We start from the raw sequence: 17,166 nt of genomic DNA, 5'->3' as shown, positions 1-17,166 counted from the left end.
CTATATAGATGTCCTTATTTATTATCAAAAATCAAACAAAATGAAAAAAATACAACGTTTTATTCTGTTATCTTTTCTTATTTGAGAGTGATTAATATAAGTCGTAAAATTGTGATATTTCTGATTTATATTTATAATTATGATGGAACTTGTGGGGGTATATGATTAGGAGGTCATGTTTAATGCTTAACTTTAAAAAGATACTTATGAGTATTTTGGGCTTGTTGATGATTACTACTTTAGTTGGATGTAATCCTTTTGATAGTAAGAATGCAAATAAGCAAGCAGCAGATGAAGAAAAGATTGATAAGGTTCTTCAAGGCTTTGAAAGAATGAAGACAGGTGAAATACATATCGTTAATACAGAAGACGGTAAACATTCTACTCCATTGCCAGGTGAACCAGCTTCGTATCACAATGAAAAAGAATTTACGGGTACATTTTACCTAAGACAAGATCTTATTTTAGGTAAATTTAAGAATGAAGCTGGTGTTGTTTATGATTATTATTATGAAGATGGTGAGTTATATTACAAATTAGAAACTCAATCGCAATGGAAACGCAAGAAATACGATACAGATAAACAAGAAAGGCCAGTTGGAATCCAGCGTGATGCGATTTCATATTTCAGAACAATAAAAGATCAATTTACAATTACAGAAGATAAAGAAACTATCACAATACATTATCAAAATTCTGATATAGATTTCTTGAGTCAAAATTCAGATTTATTTGCTACATCAGCAAATAATCGCTTTCATTTTTTTCCTGATGATAAAAGTGCAGAATTAAACATTGACTTAACAGTATCGAAAAAAGACTATACACCATTATCAGTTACGTTTACATGTTCTAGACGTTCGTATTCATCTTCAAAGGAGAAAATGGTTAGTCAAGTGACATATTCTAATATTAACTCTGGAATTCATGTAGAAGCTCCTAGTGGAGTTGAAAATGCAATTTCGGATGAGGGGGAACTAAAATGAAACATATAAGAACTATCTTTCTGACATTCCTTACGGTTGTTTTAGCAGTTACTGTTTCTGCTTGTCGAAAACCAGAGGACTCTGCAGCAGAAACATCTACAGAACATGCGGCTGAAGATGTTATGAATTTTGCAACAATTCTTCATGATGCAAAAAGTTTAAAATATGAGAGTTCTTATTATACTAAGAACCTGCAAAAATATAGACAAACAAGACAGTATGGTTTTACAATGTTTGGTAGACAAGGGGAAATTATATTTGAGCCACAAACATATTATGAGCAATTCTATCGTCACTTTGCTGATTATGATGAAAGTAAAGGTTATAAGGATAGCATTGATGAAAGCCTTCTTAGGGTTACGGAACCGGCCTATTATCGATATAGACTGTTTTACTATTCTCCTAGCAAAGGGGTTAGCTACGCCAGTTATATTAATGATAGAAGGGATTTGGGATGGCAAAATATAAACAGCTGGAAAAAGTCTTTGGAAGGTATTTATGAAGAGAAAGATCCGGAGGTGGGCCATAGTGATGAATTCTATAAGTTATGTGAAACATTTGCGGATCAGTTTACGAGAGCAGAAGATGAACAATTTGTATTTCTAGACTTTAAAGGAGATGCAACAGATAACTATGATGTTGTCTCTGCATTTAGATCAACGTTCTTAGATAGTGGACTTTTTGAATCTGAAAAAGATAGTATAACATCTATCGATTTACAAATTCATCTTGTACTTGAAAAGATGGAAAATGGAGAGTTTAAACTTGTTCCTAGTGAAGTAAATATTTCAATTGACACACAATATGACAACAAGAAAACAAAAACAAAGATGTCTACTGAGGATAATTTCCAGCTATATATCAGTGGTATTAACCAAGTCAACGAGATTGTTACACCAGACCCTGTAAAACAGCTTATGGCAGAGGGAAAGTAGTATACAGTGGCGAATGATAGATGTATTTCTATTATTCGCTTTTTGTTTATAAAAAAAGAACCTATATCGCTATAGATTCTTATTGTTTATTTTGCATCCTTTGCGGCAGTAGCGTCTGGATCATAATAACCAGCATCTGTACAGATGGTATCTGATTTCTTACCACTACTTGTCACAAAGTAACCACAAGCTTTGACTTTTCCTTTGAAATATTCTGGTAGACCTGCATACATGTTCGTCTTACTTGTTACTGAAGTGATATAGACATCATCCTGATATAAATCTGCATAGAATTTACCGTTTGCAGATGTTTGTAGGAAACTGTTGTATGCAAGGCAAGCACCAGATTTAGAAATGTTGTTATAGTTATCTTTGAGAGATATATTACGGCTACCAGAACATGTATCTTGAGTCAGCCAATTAATATACACAATTCCATTTGAAATAGAAGCGTTAAGTCCTGCTAAATAACTGCTATTGTTACGATAAGAACTTGCGTATTGTGTTGGTGTGTAATTTAAACCGCTTGATGATACTTGCGAAGTTATTGTCTTACCGCCATAACTTGAACCATCATTTGCAACGTGTGGATATGTACCATAAAGGTAAGTTACATCTTGTACATCACTTGGTTGAGATACACCTCCAATTGTATCTGGAGAGATATAGGATTCAATGTCTAGCATGTGACGATTGATTTGCCCAGGTGTATTCAGGTCTCGCCAAGTAGGGAAGTACGTCATTTCACCATCAATTGCTTGATCAAATCCATACCATACTGCATTGGTATATTGAGATGTACTCGCAATCATCCATTTATCTTTTGCGGCACCACTTGGAATTCCGTATTGTAAACCATCATTGCCCCAGTCGGTTGTGCCAGTCTTTGCATAGACTGGATAACCACTCTGTAATATTTGCATATGGTTATAATACTTGTTTTGATTAACGTTATTTTCCATCAATTGGTCTACGAGGTAGGCACTACCGGAAGAAAGTGCACGAATATTCTGATTCTGCGGTTCATATACATTACCGTCATCAGTTTGTATACGACGGATAGTATGTGGTTCGTTATAAACACCTAGATTCACTAACATTGCATGTGCAGCTGCCATCTCAGCTACAGAAGCAGTAAAGTCGTTGCCACCGATTGCGTAGGATAGGTGATAATTACCATATTTTACTTGCGAGAAGCCTATCTTCTTAAGGTAATCGACAACTGCGTCAGAACCAATCTTGGCTGTAACTTTCTCTAACGTTTGGATTGCAGGGGTATTTAAGGAGTTTGCCATTGCATCTTTTAATGTAACATCACCCTCATATTTTCCGTTATAGTTTACAAGAACACGTTGTTCTGCTGGATAGGTAATTGGTCTATCAATCAAGACTTCATCTAATGAAAAACCTAAATATTCAAATGCAAGAGCGTATTCTAATACAGGTTTAATACTAGAACCTGGTTGTTTGTATTGTTGTAGAGCACGGTTTAATAGTCGTGATCCACCATCACCACCATAGTTTCTACCTCCACCAACACCAACGATTTCGCCGTTCTTGTTATTTAAAGTAATCATCGCTAACTGAACAAGGTCACTTTCAAAGTTAACAACTTCACCATTTTGAATGGCTTCGATTTCCGTTTGAATCGTTGGATCTAATGCGGTATAGATAGACATACCGGTTGATAATGGGTCAAGTCCTGTCATACGTTGTACTTCATCTAGCACAACATCTAAATAAGATGCGAAACGGGTGTTGCCTGTATTGAAATTAGATTTACCAACAAGCGTATCTTCGACTTTGATTGATTTGGCTAATGCGCATTCTTCACTTGTAATATAGCCATGGTATTGCATTAAATCTAATACGTTATTACGACGCTGTGTTGCGTAGTCTAGATAGTTATATGGGTTATAGGTATTTGGTAAATTGATAATACCAGCAAGTAATGCAGATTCCGCAAGTGTAAGTTGGTTTGCATTTTTGCCATAGTAGTATTGAGCTGCTTTTTGTACACCACGGATACGATCACCAAAGTTTAATTTATTTACATATAACTCAAAGATTTCTCGCTTGCTGAGTTGCTTTTCTAATTGCATACTCAGAACAATCTGCTGTGCTTTGTAGGAAAGGGTAGCAGAGCGCTCTGTACTGTTGTCGCCATCTTCGATGGAGAAGTAAGTATTCTTAACTAACTGCATCGTAAATGTAGAACCACCTTGTGTATTATGATGTAAAACAGTTTCTAGTATAGACTTCGTAAAACGTGGTATATCAAATCCATTGTGTTCAAAGAAACGTGAATCCTCAACAGATAAGAATGCATCAATTAAGGATTCCGGCATTTGTTCGTAAGGAATATTTTCACGATAGTAGGTACCGATTTCCGTTAGTAGTGTACCGTTACCATCATAGATTTTTGAGGATTCTGTACTAATTAAATCATCTACGTTTAACGTTGGCATTCCTTTTAACAGTTTATTAGCATAACGTACGGCATAGATGCCACCAACGACATAAATACTGACTACCAAAACCATAAATACAGTCAAAATCTTCTGCCAACGTAATTTACGTATGTATTGTTTTCGTAATTTTTCGCGCTGCTTTTCATCTGGCTGTTCTACTTTTTCCGGATGATCAAAGTCAGGCAAAAATGACTTTTTCTTTTGTGCCATAGAACCTCCATTTCTTAGCAGGTTTTAAAATATTGAATTGCAATACAACCAATACCAGTATGTACCGCAATTGCATTAGGTAATTCAATGACCTGAATCTTTGCGCTAGGGAAGCGCTCTGACATTGTATGGTATAGATTCATTGCCTCAGAAATATTTGCGACATGTGCAATTGTGATGAGTGTATTCTCATCTGGGTTATCTTTTGCAACTTCATCTACTGCTGTGCTAAGCGCTTTGCGGAAAGTTCGAACTTTTGTTAGAGTATCAACTTTACCTGCAGTTTTTTTGTTAATCTGTAAAACTGGGATAATCTTTAAAAGTTGTCCTAGTTTTGCCGCAAGAGGTGTCATACGACCTCCGCGAATAAACTGTTCCAAAGTCTCTGGGACAAGTAATGTATTTGTTGAGTTGATAATATTTTCAACTAAGATTTGAATTTCGAGATGAGACTTTCCTTCGTCATACCACTTCTTAATATTTGTAATCAGATAATCTTGTACAACTGCCGTAACATATGTATCAATACAAATAATCTTAATATCTAAACTATTCGCAATTGCGGTCATTGTGCTGATTGTGCCAGAAAGTCCATTACAAATAGGTACGGCGATGATTAATTCAACACCTTGTGCCTTGAGACTCTCAAAACATTCTTCAATAATACCTGCAGATGGTTGGGAAGTTGTCAGAACTTTTCCTTCCTTCATCAAGCGAATACAGTCATTTCGATTCAATGTTTCCATGTCTTGATATGTTGTATCATCTACGCTGATTTGCAATGGAAGACTAATGATTCCTTGTTCTGCGTATTCGTGAATAGATTTTCCAGTACCACTATCTGTAACAAATGCAACTTTCATACTGATTGACCTCACTTTTAAAAATGTATCATTTAATATTATATCGCAGTTTCGTCTCTTTTTTTAATTTTAATGACAACATTAACTTTTCCCTTAAGTTATTTCTTATTAGTATCGCCATAAGGTATAATAGTTATATGACTACACATCTATTTGTACGTAGCTGCTACACATTACTGGATAGCACAATTCGCATTCCAGAGCTTGTTTCAACAGCGAAAAAATATGGATATAAAAGTGTCGCTTTGACCGACCATCATGTGATGCATGGCGTTGCGCGTTTTCTGCATGAATGCAAGAAAGAGGGAATCCACCCGATAATTGGATTAGAAGTTGATGTTTTCTATCACGAACAGAAAGTTCCGTTTTTATTGCTTGCAAAAAATAATAAAGGCTATACAAACTTGATGAAGCTATCCTCTATATTATGCGATGGGAGAGAGTATGCCACATATGAAGAACTGCTTCAATACTGTGAACATAATTTCCTCATTGTCTATGGTGAAGGTGGATATTTTGACGCAGAACTCATCAGTGAAGATCGTACTGGAATCACACAGAAATTAGCACAGATGAAATCGGAATTACCTTCTTTTGACATTGCAATTTCATACGAAGAAACATCTTTATGGCGTTCTAAGAATGCTTTGTTAAAAGCGTTAGCAAATGCACAAGGAATTCATACAGTTGCTGTAAATAAAATCTATTATCTTGGCCAAAAAGATTATGAAACATTAAAGGTACTTTCAGCCATCAAGCAGGGTACAACCTTGAAAGATAAGAATGTAACTCCAATTACAGGAAGATATTTTTTATCAATTCCTGAAATGGAAAAAATCTATGATGCGGATGACTTACAAAGAGCCGATGAAATCGCTAGTGAATGTCATTGTGATGGAAATTTAGAAAAGACAGGTATACCTTTATTCCCGTTAAAAGATGGTATTACTGCAGAACAATACTTACCGCAATTATGTCTTGCGGGATTGAAAAAACGTTTGAATGGTGATCTAAAACCAGTGTATGTCGAACGTTTAAAGCATGAATTGCAGGTCATTCATCAGATGGGCTTTGAAGACTATTTCCTTATTGTCTATGACTTTATTCGTTATGGAAGACAAAAGGGAATTTATATTGGACCTGGAAGAGGTAGCGCTGCTGGTTCTTTGGTTGCGTATTGTTTGGGGATAACAATGGTAGACCCTTTACAATATAATCTATTATTTGAACGGTTTTTAAACGCAGAACGTGTATCGATGCCAGATATCGATACAGATATTCCGGATATTCATCGCCAAGAAATTATTGATTATGTATATCAAAAGTATGGTGAACAACATATTGCCAACATCATTACATTTGATACTTTAGCAGCACGCGCTGTCTTACGTGATGTTGGTAAAGCGATGGATATTTCGAAGCGTGAGATTGATATGATTGTTGGTTTGATTCCACAGACACCAAAGATTACGCTTGAGAAAGCGTATGAACAAAAAGAAAAATTACGTGTATTACTCAATGCAAGTCCTCAATTAATGAACTATTTTAATATGGCAAAGCAGATAGAAGGACTTCCAAAAAATAAGAGTATTCATGCGGCTGGTATTGTCATGTCAGGAAAGCCGATTGAAGAAATCATTCCAACAATACAAATGTCGGAAGGTATGAAAACAACGCAGTTTGTTGGAAATTACTTAGAGGAAAGAGGTCTTATTAAGATGGATTTCCTTGGGCTTAAGAATCTGACAACGATTGATGAAATTGTACAGATGATTCATAAGAATAATCCAGATTTTCATATTTTATCGATTCCGTTAAATGACGCAAGAACATATCGTTTATTTGCACAAGCAGATACAATTGGAGTTTTCCAGTTTGAATCGGATGGTATGCGTAATTTATTACGGAAGATGAAACCAAATTGTTTTGAGGATATTATTGCGGCTTTAGCGCTTTTTAGACCTGGTCCAAAAGATCAAATCAATGTTTATTTGGAAGGTAGAAAGAATCCATCGTCGGTTGTATATCCATCGAAGGAATTAGAACCGATTCTAAAGGAAACCTATGGTGTTACAATCTATCAGGAACAAGTTATGTTGATGGCGCAGATTGCGGCGAAGTTTTCACTCGTTAAAGCGGATATTCTTCGTAAGGCTATTTCAAAAAAGAACGAGGAAGAATTAGCTGGATTAAGACAAGAATATGTTCGTGGATGTAAAGAGAATGGTTATAGTGATCAAATGGCGAGTGATCTCTTTGATTTAGCAGAAAAGTTTGCTGGGTATGGATTTAATAAATCACATGCGGTTGCGTATGGATTAGTTGCGTATCAATTGGCGTATCTAAAGGCAAACTATCCATTAGAGTTTTATACATCAATTCTAAATAGTGTGATTGGGGATAGTACTAAGAGTGCAATCTATATTACAGAATGTAGAAGAAAGCATATCTCTATTGAAGCGCCTGATGTAAATCGTTCTACAGATATTTATTATCACAATGGAAAGTCGATTATTTTACCGCTCTCTATTATCAAAGATGTTGGAACATTAGCGGCTAGAACAATCCTTGATGAACGTAACAAGAGCGGAAATTTTAGTGATTACTTTGACTTTGTCGCAAGAGTTGTGTTACGCAAAATCAATCGAACCCAACTAGAACGTTTGATATCAGCAGGTGCACTTGATGATTTTGATTTAGGTAGAACTACAATGTTGAATACCTTAGATGATGCTATTAAGTATGCAAAGTTGATACAAGTACCTTTTGGCACACAATTATCTATCGATCCACAACTTGTTTCCAAACCGGTTGTGATTCGTATGAAAGATAGCCAAGAAGAACTCAGTGAAAATGAAAAGGCTGCACTAGGATTTAATCTAGGTGAACAACCAATCGTTCATTTAAGACAAAAACTAGGAATTACATATCCTCCACTAGCGGAATTAAATAGTAATCGAGGTTTGTACCGTGGATTTGCGTATATTCAAAGTGCAAGACAAATTCGTACTCGTAAAGGGGACTTAATGTGCTTCCTAAAACTAACTGATGAAACTGGTGAAAGTGATATGGCAGTCATGCCAAATCTCTATGCGCAATATAGTCAGTATCTAGTGAAGGGTGTATATATACAGTTTTATGCTAAAATTCAAGATGAAGCTTCCTTTTTAGCAAATCAAATAGAAATAGTAAGGCAGAAATAGTATGGCAAAAATTTTAATTGTAGATGATGAAGCAAATATCCGTGAAGTTGTACGTGAGTATTGTGAAATCAATGGTTTTGAAACAGAAGAAGCAGAGAATGGTCTGGTGGCAATCGAGAAAGTAAAGAATACACATTTTGATTGTGTAATCTTAGATGTGATGATGCCGGTGTTAGATGGTTTTTCTACTTGTAAACAAATTAAGAATATTGACCAAGTTCCTGTAATTATGTTAAGCGCAAGACAAGAGGAATATGATAAGTTATTTGGTTTTGAATTAGGTGTAGATGATTATGTCACAAAACCTTTCTCACCTAAGGAATTGATTGCGCGCATTAAGGTTGTTTTAGAGCGTGGTAAAAAGACGCAGACAAATTCCGATGTGATGAACTTTAAGGGATTACAGATTGATGTGCTTGGTAGAGTTGTAACCGTTGATGGGGAAAAGGCTCCATTAACACCAAAAGAAATTGATTTACTTCTTTATCTAGCAACACATCCAAATGTTGCGCTCTCACGTGAAACTTTATTAGTAGAAGTATGGAATTATGATTATTTTGGCGATGATCGCACGGTTGATACACATATCAAGATGCTAAGACATAACTTAGGTCCTTACCGTGATTTCATCACAACAGTTCGTGGAATGGGGTATAAGTTTGAAGCTTGATACACATGGTATCCGCTTTCGTTTGTGGCTAGCGTTCTTTACGATGGCCGTTGGCATTACGTTATTTATCGCTTTATTACAAACTGGCTTAATTCGTCCATATTATCGTAATTCTAAGATTGCGGCAGTACGTACCGTCGCTGATCACATCCAACAAACATTAATTAAAAATAATGCAAGTGGAAATGGAGTGGAGTCTGCGATTCGTGAAGCGGTCAATAATAACGTTTGTATCGCTATCTATAATGACAGTGGGACAAAAATTTACAGTGCAGATAGTTTAGGCGCAGGTTGCGCTTTACAAGATCCTAAGTCCGAAGAGATTCAGGGTCTTTTGGACCTTTCAACGATTGACAGTAAATTACAGAATGGCGAACTCAGTATGAATATGACAAATGAGCGTACTGGACAGGAGATGATTATCTATGCACGTCATATCCGTGAAAACCTTGGTAATTATTATCTGTTTGTTAATACTGCACTTGAGCCTATTGATAGCGTTGTAACGTTTTTTACACGACAATATGCACTCTATACGATGATTGTGATTGTCGTGGCTTCCATTGTAGCTTTGATGATTTCGGGTTTGGTAACCGATCCTATCATTCGTATGAAACAAGAAGCTGTGAAACTATCACAAGCGGACTATAGTGCGCATTTTGATGGTGGGTCCTTAACAGAACTACAACAACTTGCCAATAGTTTGAATACAGCAAATCGCCAACTATCTAAAATTGATGAGTTAAGAAGAGATCTTTTGGCAAATGTATCACATGATATTCGTACGCCTATGACGGACATTCGTGCATACGCAGAAATGATTCGAGATATCTCTGGTAATGACCCGGTTAAACGTGATAAACATTTAGGAGTCATTATTAAAGAGACGGATTATATGACTAGACTTATCAATGATATGAGCGAGCTTGCTAAGATGCAATCAGGCAATTATGTTCTCAATCGTACAAATATGGATTTGGCGAATAAAATCCGTGAAATTATCGAGTTAAATCAAAAGTCTATTACCCAAGGTGGACAGATTGTGGAGCTAAAGATTCCAGGAACACTTTATATCTATGCGGATGAAGTGAAGATAGGACAGGTTATTACAAACTTCTTAACCAATGCATTAAAGCATACTGCTGCAGGACAGCACATCACGATACAAGCTTATCGTAAGCCTGATGAAGAAACGATGCATTTTGAGATACGTGATGATGGCGAAGGAATCCCTGAAAGTGAACTACCATACGTATGGGATCGTTATCATAAAACATCGCGTTCTTTCTCACGGAATCAGTTAAATACAGGTTTAGGTCTAGCGATTGTCAAAGCAATCTTAGATGCACATGATGCACAGTATGGTGTTACGAGTATTGTTGGAAAGGGTTCAACATTCTGGTTTGAACTAAGGGAAACACATGAAGCTTGATTATTTAGGCGGAACAGAATTTCTTATCAATCAAGGGGTTGAGTTCTACCGTATGAACTCTGATACAGAGTTACTTGGTCGATTTCTGCGTATCAAACACCAACATCGCTTTCTTGAGATTGGTTGTAATACAGGTGCTATCTTACTGTATGCATCATTACGAAAACCGAAAGAACTGGTAGGGGTAGATTTATTTTCGGAAGTATTTGAACTAACAAGACAAAATTTAGAACGTTATAAAGTAAATGCTCAATTACATGCATGCAAGATTCAAGATTATAAAGATCAGCCCTTTGATGTCATTGCATGTAATCCACCATACTTTTCTACAACCAATCAAAACTTGATGAATGTAAATCAGTATAAAAGAGCAGGTCGGCATGAAGAAAATTTACCACTTAGCGAACTATTTACGGCGGTGAAACATTTGTTAAAGTCGAATGGTTCATTCTATCTTGTACATCGTGCAAGTAGATATAATGAGTTATATCAATATGCTAGTAGAGTGGGTATGTTACCGGTAAAAGTGACGTTTGCCTATGATCATCTTGGTGGAGCTGCGAAAACTGTGCTAATTGAATTTCAGTTTGCAACAACACATGAATGCATGGTTGGTGCACCAGTCTATTTGGATGATCGTAGTACATTTCCGACAATTGAATAAAACATGATAAAATCCACCAATTGGTGGATTTTTTATTTATGATAATTATGGTGCTACGGTTGGAACAGGTGTTGGTGTAGCGTTAGGATCAGACTCTGGTGTAGGGGTTAAAGTTGGCGTAGCCTCTGGTGTTGGAGTTGGTTCTATTGTTGGCTCTGGTGTAGATTCTGGAGTGGTTTCAGGTGTTGGGGTTGGTGTTGCCTGTGGGTTATCATTGAATATTCCTGGCGTTGTATTTGTTTCTGTTGCGGGTGCTGTTGATTTTAGGGTGTAGCATACAACTTCAGCTGGACTTAAGAAACGCATATCAACACCGATTGTACCGACTCCATTTGTGATATCGAGCATAAATGAATTTTGAATTAAGTGTTTTCCACGCAGATAATTGACTGCCTTTTCAGGTGCATAGTAGGCTCCTAAGAGGTAATATGCTTGACCACCTAAAGAATGACCTGCTAAGAAGTAATCTGTTGTATCAAGAGGTACTAGTGATGCAGTGTCTGGGGTATGGCAAACGGTAATGACATAGTTATCACTACTTACATTTGCATAAGCTGTATTTATATCTGGAGTACTGTTTAATTCATTTTCAAGTCCGACTAATGTAATAAAACCTGATGAACCATTATGTATCGATACAGAACTGTTGGAAATCACTTCAAAGTTTGCAGTTTGTAAGATGGATAATACATGTGATTTGATATCTGCAGTTGCACAGTCTTGATCACCTAATACCGCAAACTTACCAAGTGGAGCTTTGATGGAAGATAGTGCTGTTGCAACTTCACCATCAGAGTCTGCTGTGATTGTTGCGTTAGGTGCGTAGATATCTCCTCCAAATACTACCGCATCAGGAGCAATGCGATTGATGGTATCCACTAATTTTTGCAAACGACTTTGATTCATGTGATTGCCATAGTAGATATCAGATACATATAAGATTTTAGTGTTACTAAGATCTTGTGGAATCTTATCCGATGTAAGTGTCTGGTAACGCACTGTAAACTTACTTGGTGAAAGTAAGAATGCATCAACCAATAGATATAGAATTAAACCGAATATAATACCCAAAATCAGTAATATCTTTTGTATTTGTTTCATGTGTTTTCCTCGCGTGTATTATCATACCACATCTATGTGATACAATAAGCACACGAGGGAAGAAAATGTTAACAAGTAAAGGCTATATCATACAATTAGAAACATTGATGCAACAAAAACAAGCCATGCCAGGTGCTAAGGAACTCATTCAGGCATTCCAAATGGAGAATATCAGTTATTTGATTTTGACAGAACGTTCTTCTGTAACGGTTGATGATATCTTAAATCAGTTAGAATCTTGTGGAATTCATGGTGTTAAAAAAGAGAATATCTATACTTCCACAATGGCTGCAGTAGAGTATATCGTCACTCATGATAAAAAGGCAATCGATGTGGATTACATCGGTGGTAAAGGGATTCGTCAAGTATTAAGCGATACAGGCTTTCATATTACACATCATCATCCACAATATTTCTTTGTGGGAATGGATAGTAGTTTATCTTACGATGAATATCAGGATGTTTTTACACAGTTAAGAAAAGGTAGCCAACTTGTGTCAGTTGATCATCGTCGTATTCAAATGGTAGATCAAGTTGAAAAGATTGGTAATGGTACGATTGTGCGTATGCTAGAGTATGCGGCTGGTGTAAAAGCGATGAACTTTGGTTGCGGTACAAAGATTCTATTGAAGTCTGCAAGTACGCATCTACCATATTCCTTAAGTGAAACAATCATGATAGGAAATCGCTTTAAGAAAGATATTGTACCTGCATTACAGTTAGGAATGCTTACATTCTATGTAGCTGGTAGTGAAGAGATGATGAAACAAGGTATAAATGATGAACTTCATCCAGATTACATCTTGGATGATTTAACAGGAATATTACGTTAATTTTTTGGAGGACTTCAATGAAGATTATAGTTCCTATTGAAGATGAAATGATTTATCAACATTTTGGTCATACACCAATGTTTCGTCTTTATGAGATTGAAGAGAATCGGATTATACATACACAAGATTACCTGACAAGCGGTCATGGTCATGTGATAATGTGTCAAATGGTATTTGACTTAGGAGCTACTGTAGTTATTGCAGGGGGCTATGGTATGCCTGTACAGGAAGCTTTAGCTTCGCATGGCGTTAGGATATTTGGTGGGGTAAGTGGAAATGCGGATGAGGCTGTTAGTGCTTATCTAAACGGTACACTTATATATAATGCAAATATTGCACATCATTGTGGATGTCATCATTAAGCATTGAAAAAATAGATGATGATTGTTAATATATTGGTAATGCAGTGATAAAGAATAGTAGTGAGTGATTCATTTCCAGAAAGCCGTGGGTTGATGTGACACGGTATGATGATCTACATGAACTCACCTTTTGAGCAAACGTATCTTCTGCGTTAAAGAAGATTTGAGGTGTATGATTGATTTTCAATCATAAACTAAGGTGGTACCGCGTATATAACGTCCTTAGAGTGGGACGTTTTTTATTTTGAGAAGGAGATTGATTATGGCATTTGATCACAAGAAGATTGAAGCGAAGTGGCAACAGTATTGGGATGAACATCAAACATTTAAAACAGATGGTTATGATTTTTCTAAACCTAAGTATTATGCGTTAGATATGTTCCCATATCCATCTGGTTCTGGTTTGCATGCAGGTCATCCAGAAGGATATACAGCGACGGATGTTATCTGTCGTATGAAGCGTATGCAGGGTTTTAACGTATTACATCCAATGGGGTTTGATGCCTTTGGCTTACCAGCAGAACAGTATGCGATTAAGACAGGTAATAATCCAGCTACATTTACCGAAAAGAATATTGAGACATTTAAGAAGCAGTTACGTGCTTTTGGTTTTAGTTATGATTGGGACCGTGAGATTTCTACTGCAGATCCTTCTTTCTATCACTGGACACAATGGATTTTTAAACGTCTTTTTGAAGATGGCCTAGCAAAGTGTGTTGATATGCCAGTAAACTGGTGTGAAGAGTTGGGAACAGTACTATCAAATGACGAAGTCATTGATGGTAAGAGTGAACGTGGAGGATATCCAGTTGTTCGTAAGAATATGCGTCAATGGGTAATCGATATTCCAGCATATGCTGAAAAGTTACTGGAAGGTCTGGAGTCCATTGACTGGCCAGAGTCCACAAAGGAAATTCAGCGCAACTGGATTGGTAAGTCAATCGGTGCCCAAGTAACGTTTAAGGTTGATGGTCATGATGATAGCTTTGTTGTATTTACAACTCGTTGTGATACATTGTTTGGCGCAACATACTGTGTACTCGCTCCAGAACATGTTCTCGTTGACAAAATTGTAAGTAGCGAGCAAAAGGAAGCAGTAGAAGCGTATCGTAAAGAATGTGCAACAAAATCTGATTTGGAACGTACAGAACTAAACAAAGATAAGACAGGTGTATTTACAGGTGCATATGCGATTAACCCAGTGAATGGAAAGAAGATTCCTATTTGGATTTCTGACTATGTACTAGCAAGCTATGGAACAGGCGCAATCATGGCAGTACCTGCCCATGATGAAAGAGACTACGCTTTTGCGAAGAAGTTTGGTTTGGAAATTATTCCAGTGCTAGCTGGTGGTGATGTAACGCAAGAAGCTTGGACACAAGATGGTTTACACATTAACTCAGAATGGCTTGATGGTTTAAATAAGCAGGATGCCATTGATAAGATGATCGAATGGTTAGAATCTAACAATATCGGTCAAAAGAAGATCAACTATAAGATTCGTGAATGGATTTTTGCACGTCAAAGATATTGGGGTGAGCCTATTCCTGTCGTTCATCTTGAAGATGATCGCTATGTGGCAATCAGTGATGAGGAGTTACCACTCGTACTTCCGGTATTAGATGACTATAAACCAAGTAAGGGTGGACAATCCCCACTTGCTAAAGATGAAGAATGGGTAAATGTAACAATTAATGGTATTAAGGGAGAGCGTGAAACAAGTACAATGCCAGGGTCTGCTGGTAGTAGCTGGTACTTCTTACGCTATATTGATCCAAAGAATGATAAGGCTATTGCAGATCCAGAACTACTGAAACACTGGATGCCGGTTGACCTTTATGTTGGTGGACCAGAACACGCAGTAGGACACTTGTTGTACTCTCGTATGTGGAATCGTTATCTCTATGATAAGGGTATCGTTTCAACAAAAGAACCATTCCAGAAATTGGTTCACCAAGGTATGATTTTAGGTGCAAATGGTATTAAGATGGGTAAGCGTTATCCAGAGTTTGCGATTGATCCAAATGTATTAATTGAACAATATGGTGCAGACACTGTACGTCTATACGAAATGTTTATGGGACCATTAGAAGCAAGCAAGCCATGGAGTGAACAAGGCGTAGATGGTGCGCACAAGTGGTTAGAGCGTGTTCATCGTTTAATTGTAGAGTCTGATAAACTAAGTGATACAAATGATGGTTCCTTGGATGAAGTATATCATGCGACTGTTAAGAAGGTCACAAGTGATATCGAAAGCTTGAATCTCAATACAGCTATTTCACAGATGATGATTTTCATCAATGAATGTTATAAGGCTGAAACTCTCTACAAGCCATATATGGAAGGCTTTGTACAAATGTTTGCGTGCTATGCGCCACATTTAGGGGAAGAACTATGGCAATTCTTAGGTCATGATACTACTCTGACATTTGAAGCTTGGCCAACATACGATGAAAGTAAACTTGTAAAGAATCAAGTTGAAATGGTTGTACAGGTCAACGGTAAGGTTCGTGGTAAATTCATGGCAAATATCGACGAAGATAAGAAGGTTGTAGAAGAGATGGCACTAGCTATACCGTCTGTACAAGCACAGATGGAAGGAAAGACAGTACGTAAACTTATTGTTGTGCCAAATCGTATTGTAAATATTGTTGTTGGATAAAAAACTACCTTTGGGTAGTTTTTTATTTATCATCATAGGTAACATCATATTAATATTGTTGGATAGTAGATTGTTTGATATAATCCAAAAAATAAATTATGGATGATTTCAAGGTGAATATACCAGGAGGTTAAAATTACTATGAGTAATTTGAATCAAGCAGTTGATTTTATTAAAGAAATAGAGAAATTAAAGACAGTAACAAGATTTAACAGAACCCTTGATGGAAGATTTGAAAATAGTGCCGAGCATTCTTGGCAATGTGCGATATCTGCGATGGTTCTTAAAGATTTTTATCCTGAAAAGTTAAATATAGAAAAGGTAATTTCGATGTTACTGATTCATGATTTGGGGGAGATTTATGCGGGAGATACTTGGGTGTTTGATGATAAAAATAAAGTTCACTCACATGATAGAGAACTAGAATCTATCAATCAAACCATGAGCATTCTTCCAGAAGAACAATATTTAAATATGAAAAATTCCTGGTTGGAATTTGAAAAAGGTCAGAGTTCTGAAGCAAGATATGCAAGAGTAATCGATGCACTTGTACCACTTATCAATCACTTAGAAGTATCAGAACCAAATTATAATCCAGATAATATTAGTGCTGATATGGTATTAGAAAAGAAAAAATTTATAAAAGATGAATCGGAAGAATTATGGAAACTGACGGAAGAGTTAGTTAAGGAAAGTATCAAAAAAGGTTTATATCTATAACAGTAATTGTTTTCAAGTAAAATATAAATTCCATTTTTAAAGAATAGAAACTAA

Annotated in this window: 13 protein-coding genes and 1 other annotated feature; of the genes, 10 read left to right on the top strand and 3 right to left on the bottom strand. The window is 36.5% G+C overall.

The genetic code is table 11. The features are described 5' to 3' along the window. The first annotated feature begins 182 nt into the window (after positions 1 to 182). Together RWM19_RS00775 and RWM19_RS00770 are read left to right on the top strand one after the other, a co-directional pair. Positions 183 to 986 (top strand): DUF6612 family protein, encoded by an 804-nt coding sequence (locus tag RWM19_RS00775; protein WP_313982690.1) that lies wholly within the window; start codon positions 183 to 185, stop codon positions 984 to 986. Continuing rightward, on the top strand, positions 983 to 1,921 hold the full coding sequence (locus RWM19_RS00770) for a hypothetical protein (RefSeq protein WP_313982688.1): 939 nt from the start codon (positions 983 to 985) through the stop codon (positions 1,919 to 1,921). Before RWM19_RS00775 ends, RWM19_RS00770 begins: the two co-directional genes overlap by 4 nt. An 86-nt stretch (positions 1,922 to 2,007) precedes the next feature. On the opposite strand, the gene RWM19_RS00765 is transcribed toward RWM19_RS00770, so the two are convergent. Further along, positions 2,008 to 4,602: a transglycosylase domain-containing protein gene (locus tag RWM19_RS00765; RefSeq protein WP_313982686.1), complete on the bottom strand. Its 2,595-nt coding sequence runs from the start codon at positions 4,600 to 4,602 to the stop codon at positions 2,008 to 2,010. Positions 4,603 to 4,616: 14 nt separating this feature from the next. Continuing rightward, the gene (locus RWM19_RS00760; protein ID WP_294023427.1) at positions 4,617 to 5,465 is read right to left on the bottom strand and encodes a DegV family protein; all 849 of its coding nucleotides are present in this window, start codon (positions 5,463 to 5,465) and stop codon (positions 4,617 to 4,619) included. A 137-nt stretch (positions 5,466 to 5,602) separates the two neighbouring features. Between RWM19_RS00760 and RWM19_RS00755 the strand changes: the two genes are divergently transcribed. The 4 genes from RWM19_RS00755 to RWM19_RS00740 are packed head-to-tail and all read left to right on the top strand — an operon-like array spanning position 5,603 to position 11,434. After that, positions 5,603 to 8,668, top strand: a complete 3,066-nt coding sequence (locus tag RWM19_RS00755; RefSeq protein WP_313982683.1) for a DNA polymerase III subunit alpha — start codon at positions 5,603 to 5,605, stop codon at positions 8,666 to 8,668. Position 8,669: 1 nt separating this feature from the next. Further along, complete coding sequence (locus RWM19_RS00750; RefSeq protein WP_294023425.1) at positions 8,670 to 9,338, top strand: response regulator transcription factor; 669 nt, start codon at positions 8,670 to 8,672, stop codon at positions 9,336 to 9,338. After that, positions 9,328 to 10,770, top strand: coding sequence for an ATP-binding protein (locus RWM19_RS00745; protein ID WP_313982680.1), 1,443 nt, complete (start codon positions 9,328 to 9,330; stop codon positions 10,768 to 10,770). Before RWM19_RS00750 ends, RWM19_RS00745 begins: the two co-directional genes overlap by 11 nt. Further along, positions 10,760 to 11,434, top strand: coding sequence for a methyltransferase (locus tag RWM19_RS00740; RefSeq protein WP_313982678.1), 675 nt, complete (start codon positions 10,760 to 10,762; stop codon positions 11,432 to 11,434). Before RWM19_RS00745 ends, RWM19_RS00740 begins: the two co-directional genes overlap by 11 nt. 45 nt (positions 11,435 to 11,479) lie before the next feature. Here RWM19_RS00740 and RWM19_RS00735 read toward each other — a convergent pair whose 3' ends face one another. Then, positions 11,480 to 12,535, bottom strand: a complete 1,056-nt coding sequence (locus tag RWM19_RS00735; RefSeq protein ID WP_313982676.1) for a hypothetical protein — start codon at positions 12,533 to 12,535, stop codon at positions 11,480 to 11,482. Positions 12,536 to 12,600: 65 nt separating this feature from the next. On the opposite strand from RWM19_RS00735, the gene RWM19_RS00730 reads away from it, so the two are divergent. The 4 genes from RWM19_RS00730 to RWM19_RS00715 all read left to right on the top strand — a co-directional run bounded on the left by RWM19_RS00730 (position 12,601) and on the right by RWM19_RS00715 (position 17,112). Then, a complete protein-coding gene (locus RWM19_RS00730; protein ID WP_313982674.1) occupies positions 12,601 to 13,368 on the top strand; it encodes an HAD hydrolase-like protein in 768 nt (255 codons plus the stop codon). Between the two features lie 17 nt (positions 13,369 to 13,385). Further along, positions 13,386 to 13,730 carry a NifB/NifX family molybdenum-iron cluster-binding protein gene (locus RWM19_RS00725; protein ID WP_313982672.1) on the top strand — a complete coding sequence of 115 codons (345 nt, stop codon included), beginning with the start codon at positions 13,386 to 13,388 and terminating at the stop codon, positions 13,728 to 13,730. A 35-nt stretch (positions 13,731 to 13,765) separates the two neighbouring features. Continuing rightward, positions 13,766 to 13,957, top strand: a binding site (T-box leader). A 35-nt stretch (positions 13,958 to 13,992) separates the two neighbouring features. Next, positions 13,993 to 16,392 carry a leucine--tRNA ligase gene (leuS, locus tag RWM19_RS00720; RefSeq protein WP_313982670.1) on the top strand — a complete coding sequence of 800 codons (2,400 nt, stop codon included), beginning with the start codon at positions 13,993 to 13,995 and terminating at the stop codon, positions 16,390 to 16,392. Positions 16,393 to 16,533: 141 nt separating this feature from the next. Further along, positions 16,534 to 17,112 (top strand): HD domain-containing protein, encoded by a 579-nt coding sequence (locus RWM19_RS00715; protein WP_313982668.1) that lies wholly within the window; start codon positions 16,534 to 16,536, stop codon positions 17,110 to 17,112. Positions 17,113 to 17,166: the final 54 nt, after the last annotated feature.

Origin of the sequence: uncultured Solobacterium sp., assembly GCF_963517755.1 — a bacterium.
Taxonomy (GTDB): Bacteria; Bacillota_I; Bacilli_A; order Erysipelotrichales; family Erysipelotrichaceae; genus Bulleidia.
Note: the sequence above shows the minus strand (reverse complement) of the source record. Positions and strands in the feature narration are given on the sequence as shown.

Bases quoted from the DNA above. Each gene is read 5' to 3' on its own strand.
- RWM19_RS00715 (WP_313982668.1), top strand. From the start codon at position 16,534: ATGAGTAATTTGAATCAAGCAGTTGATTTTATTAAAGAAATAGAGAAA.
- RWM19_RS00755 (WP_313982683.1), top strand. From the start codon at position 5,603: ATGACTACACATCTATTTGTACGTAGCTGCTACACATTACTGGATAGC.
- RWM19_RS00760 (WP_294023427.1), bottom strand. From the start codon at position 5,465: ATGAAAGTTGCATTTGTTACAGATAGTGGTACTGGAAAATCTATTCAC.
- RWM19_RS00765 (WP_313982686.1), bottom strand. From the start codon at position 4,602: ATGGCACAAAAGAAAAAGTCATTTTTGCCTGACTTTGATCATCCGGAA.
- RWM19_RS00775 (WP_313982690.1), top strand. From the start codon at position 183: ATGCTTAACTTTAAAAAGATACTTATGAGTATTTTGGGCTTGTTGATG.
- RWM19_RS00750 (WP_294023425.1), top strand. From the start codon at position 8,670: ATGGCAAAAATTTTAATTGTAGATGATGAAGCAAATATCCGTGAAGTT.
- RWM19_RS00735 (WP_313982676.1), bottom strand. From the start codon at position 12,535: ATGAAACAAATACAAAAGATATTACTGATTTTGGGTATTATATTCGGT.
- RWM19_RS00730 (WP_313982674.1), top strand. From the start codon at position 12,601: ATGTTAACAAGTAAAGGCTATATCATACAATTAGAAACATTGATGCAA.
- leuS (WP_313982670.1), top strand. From the start codon at position 13,993: ATGGCATTTGATCACAAGAAGATTGAAGCGAAGTGGCAACAGTATTGG.
- RWM19_RS00770 (WP_313982688.1), top strand. From the start codon at position 983: ATGAAACATATAAGAACTATCTTTCTGACATTCCTTACGGTTGTTTTA.
- RWM19_RS00740 (WP_313982678.1), top strand. From the start codon at position 10,760: ATGAAGCTTGATTATTTAGGCGGAACAGAATTTCTTATCAATCAAGGG.
- RWM19_RS00725 (WP_313982672.1), top strand. From the start codon at position 13,386: ATGAAGATTATAGTTCCTATTGAAGATGAAATGATTTATCAACATTTT.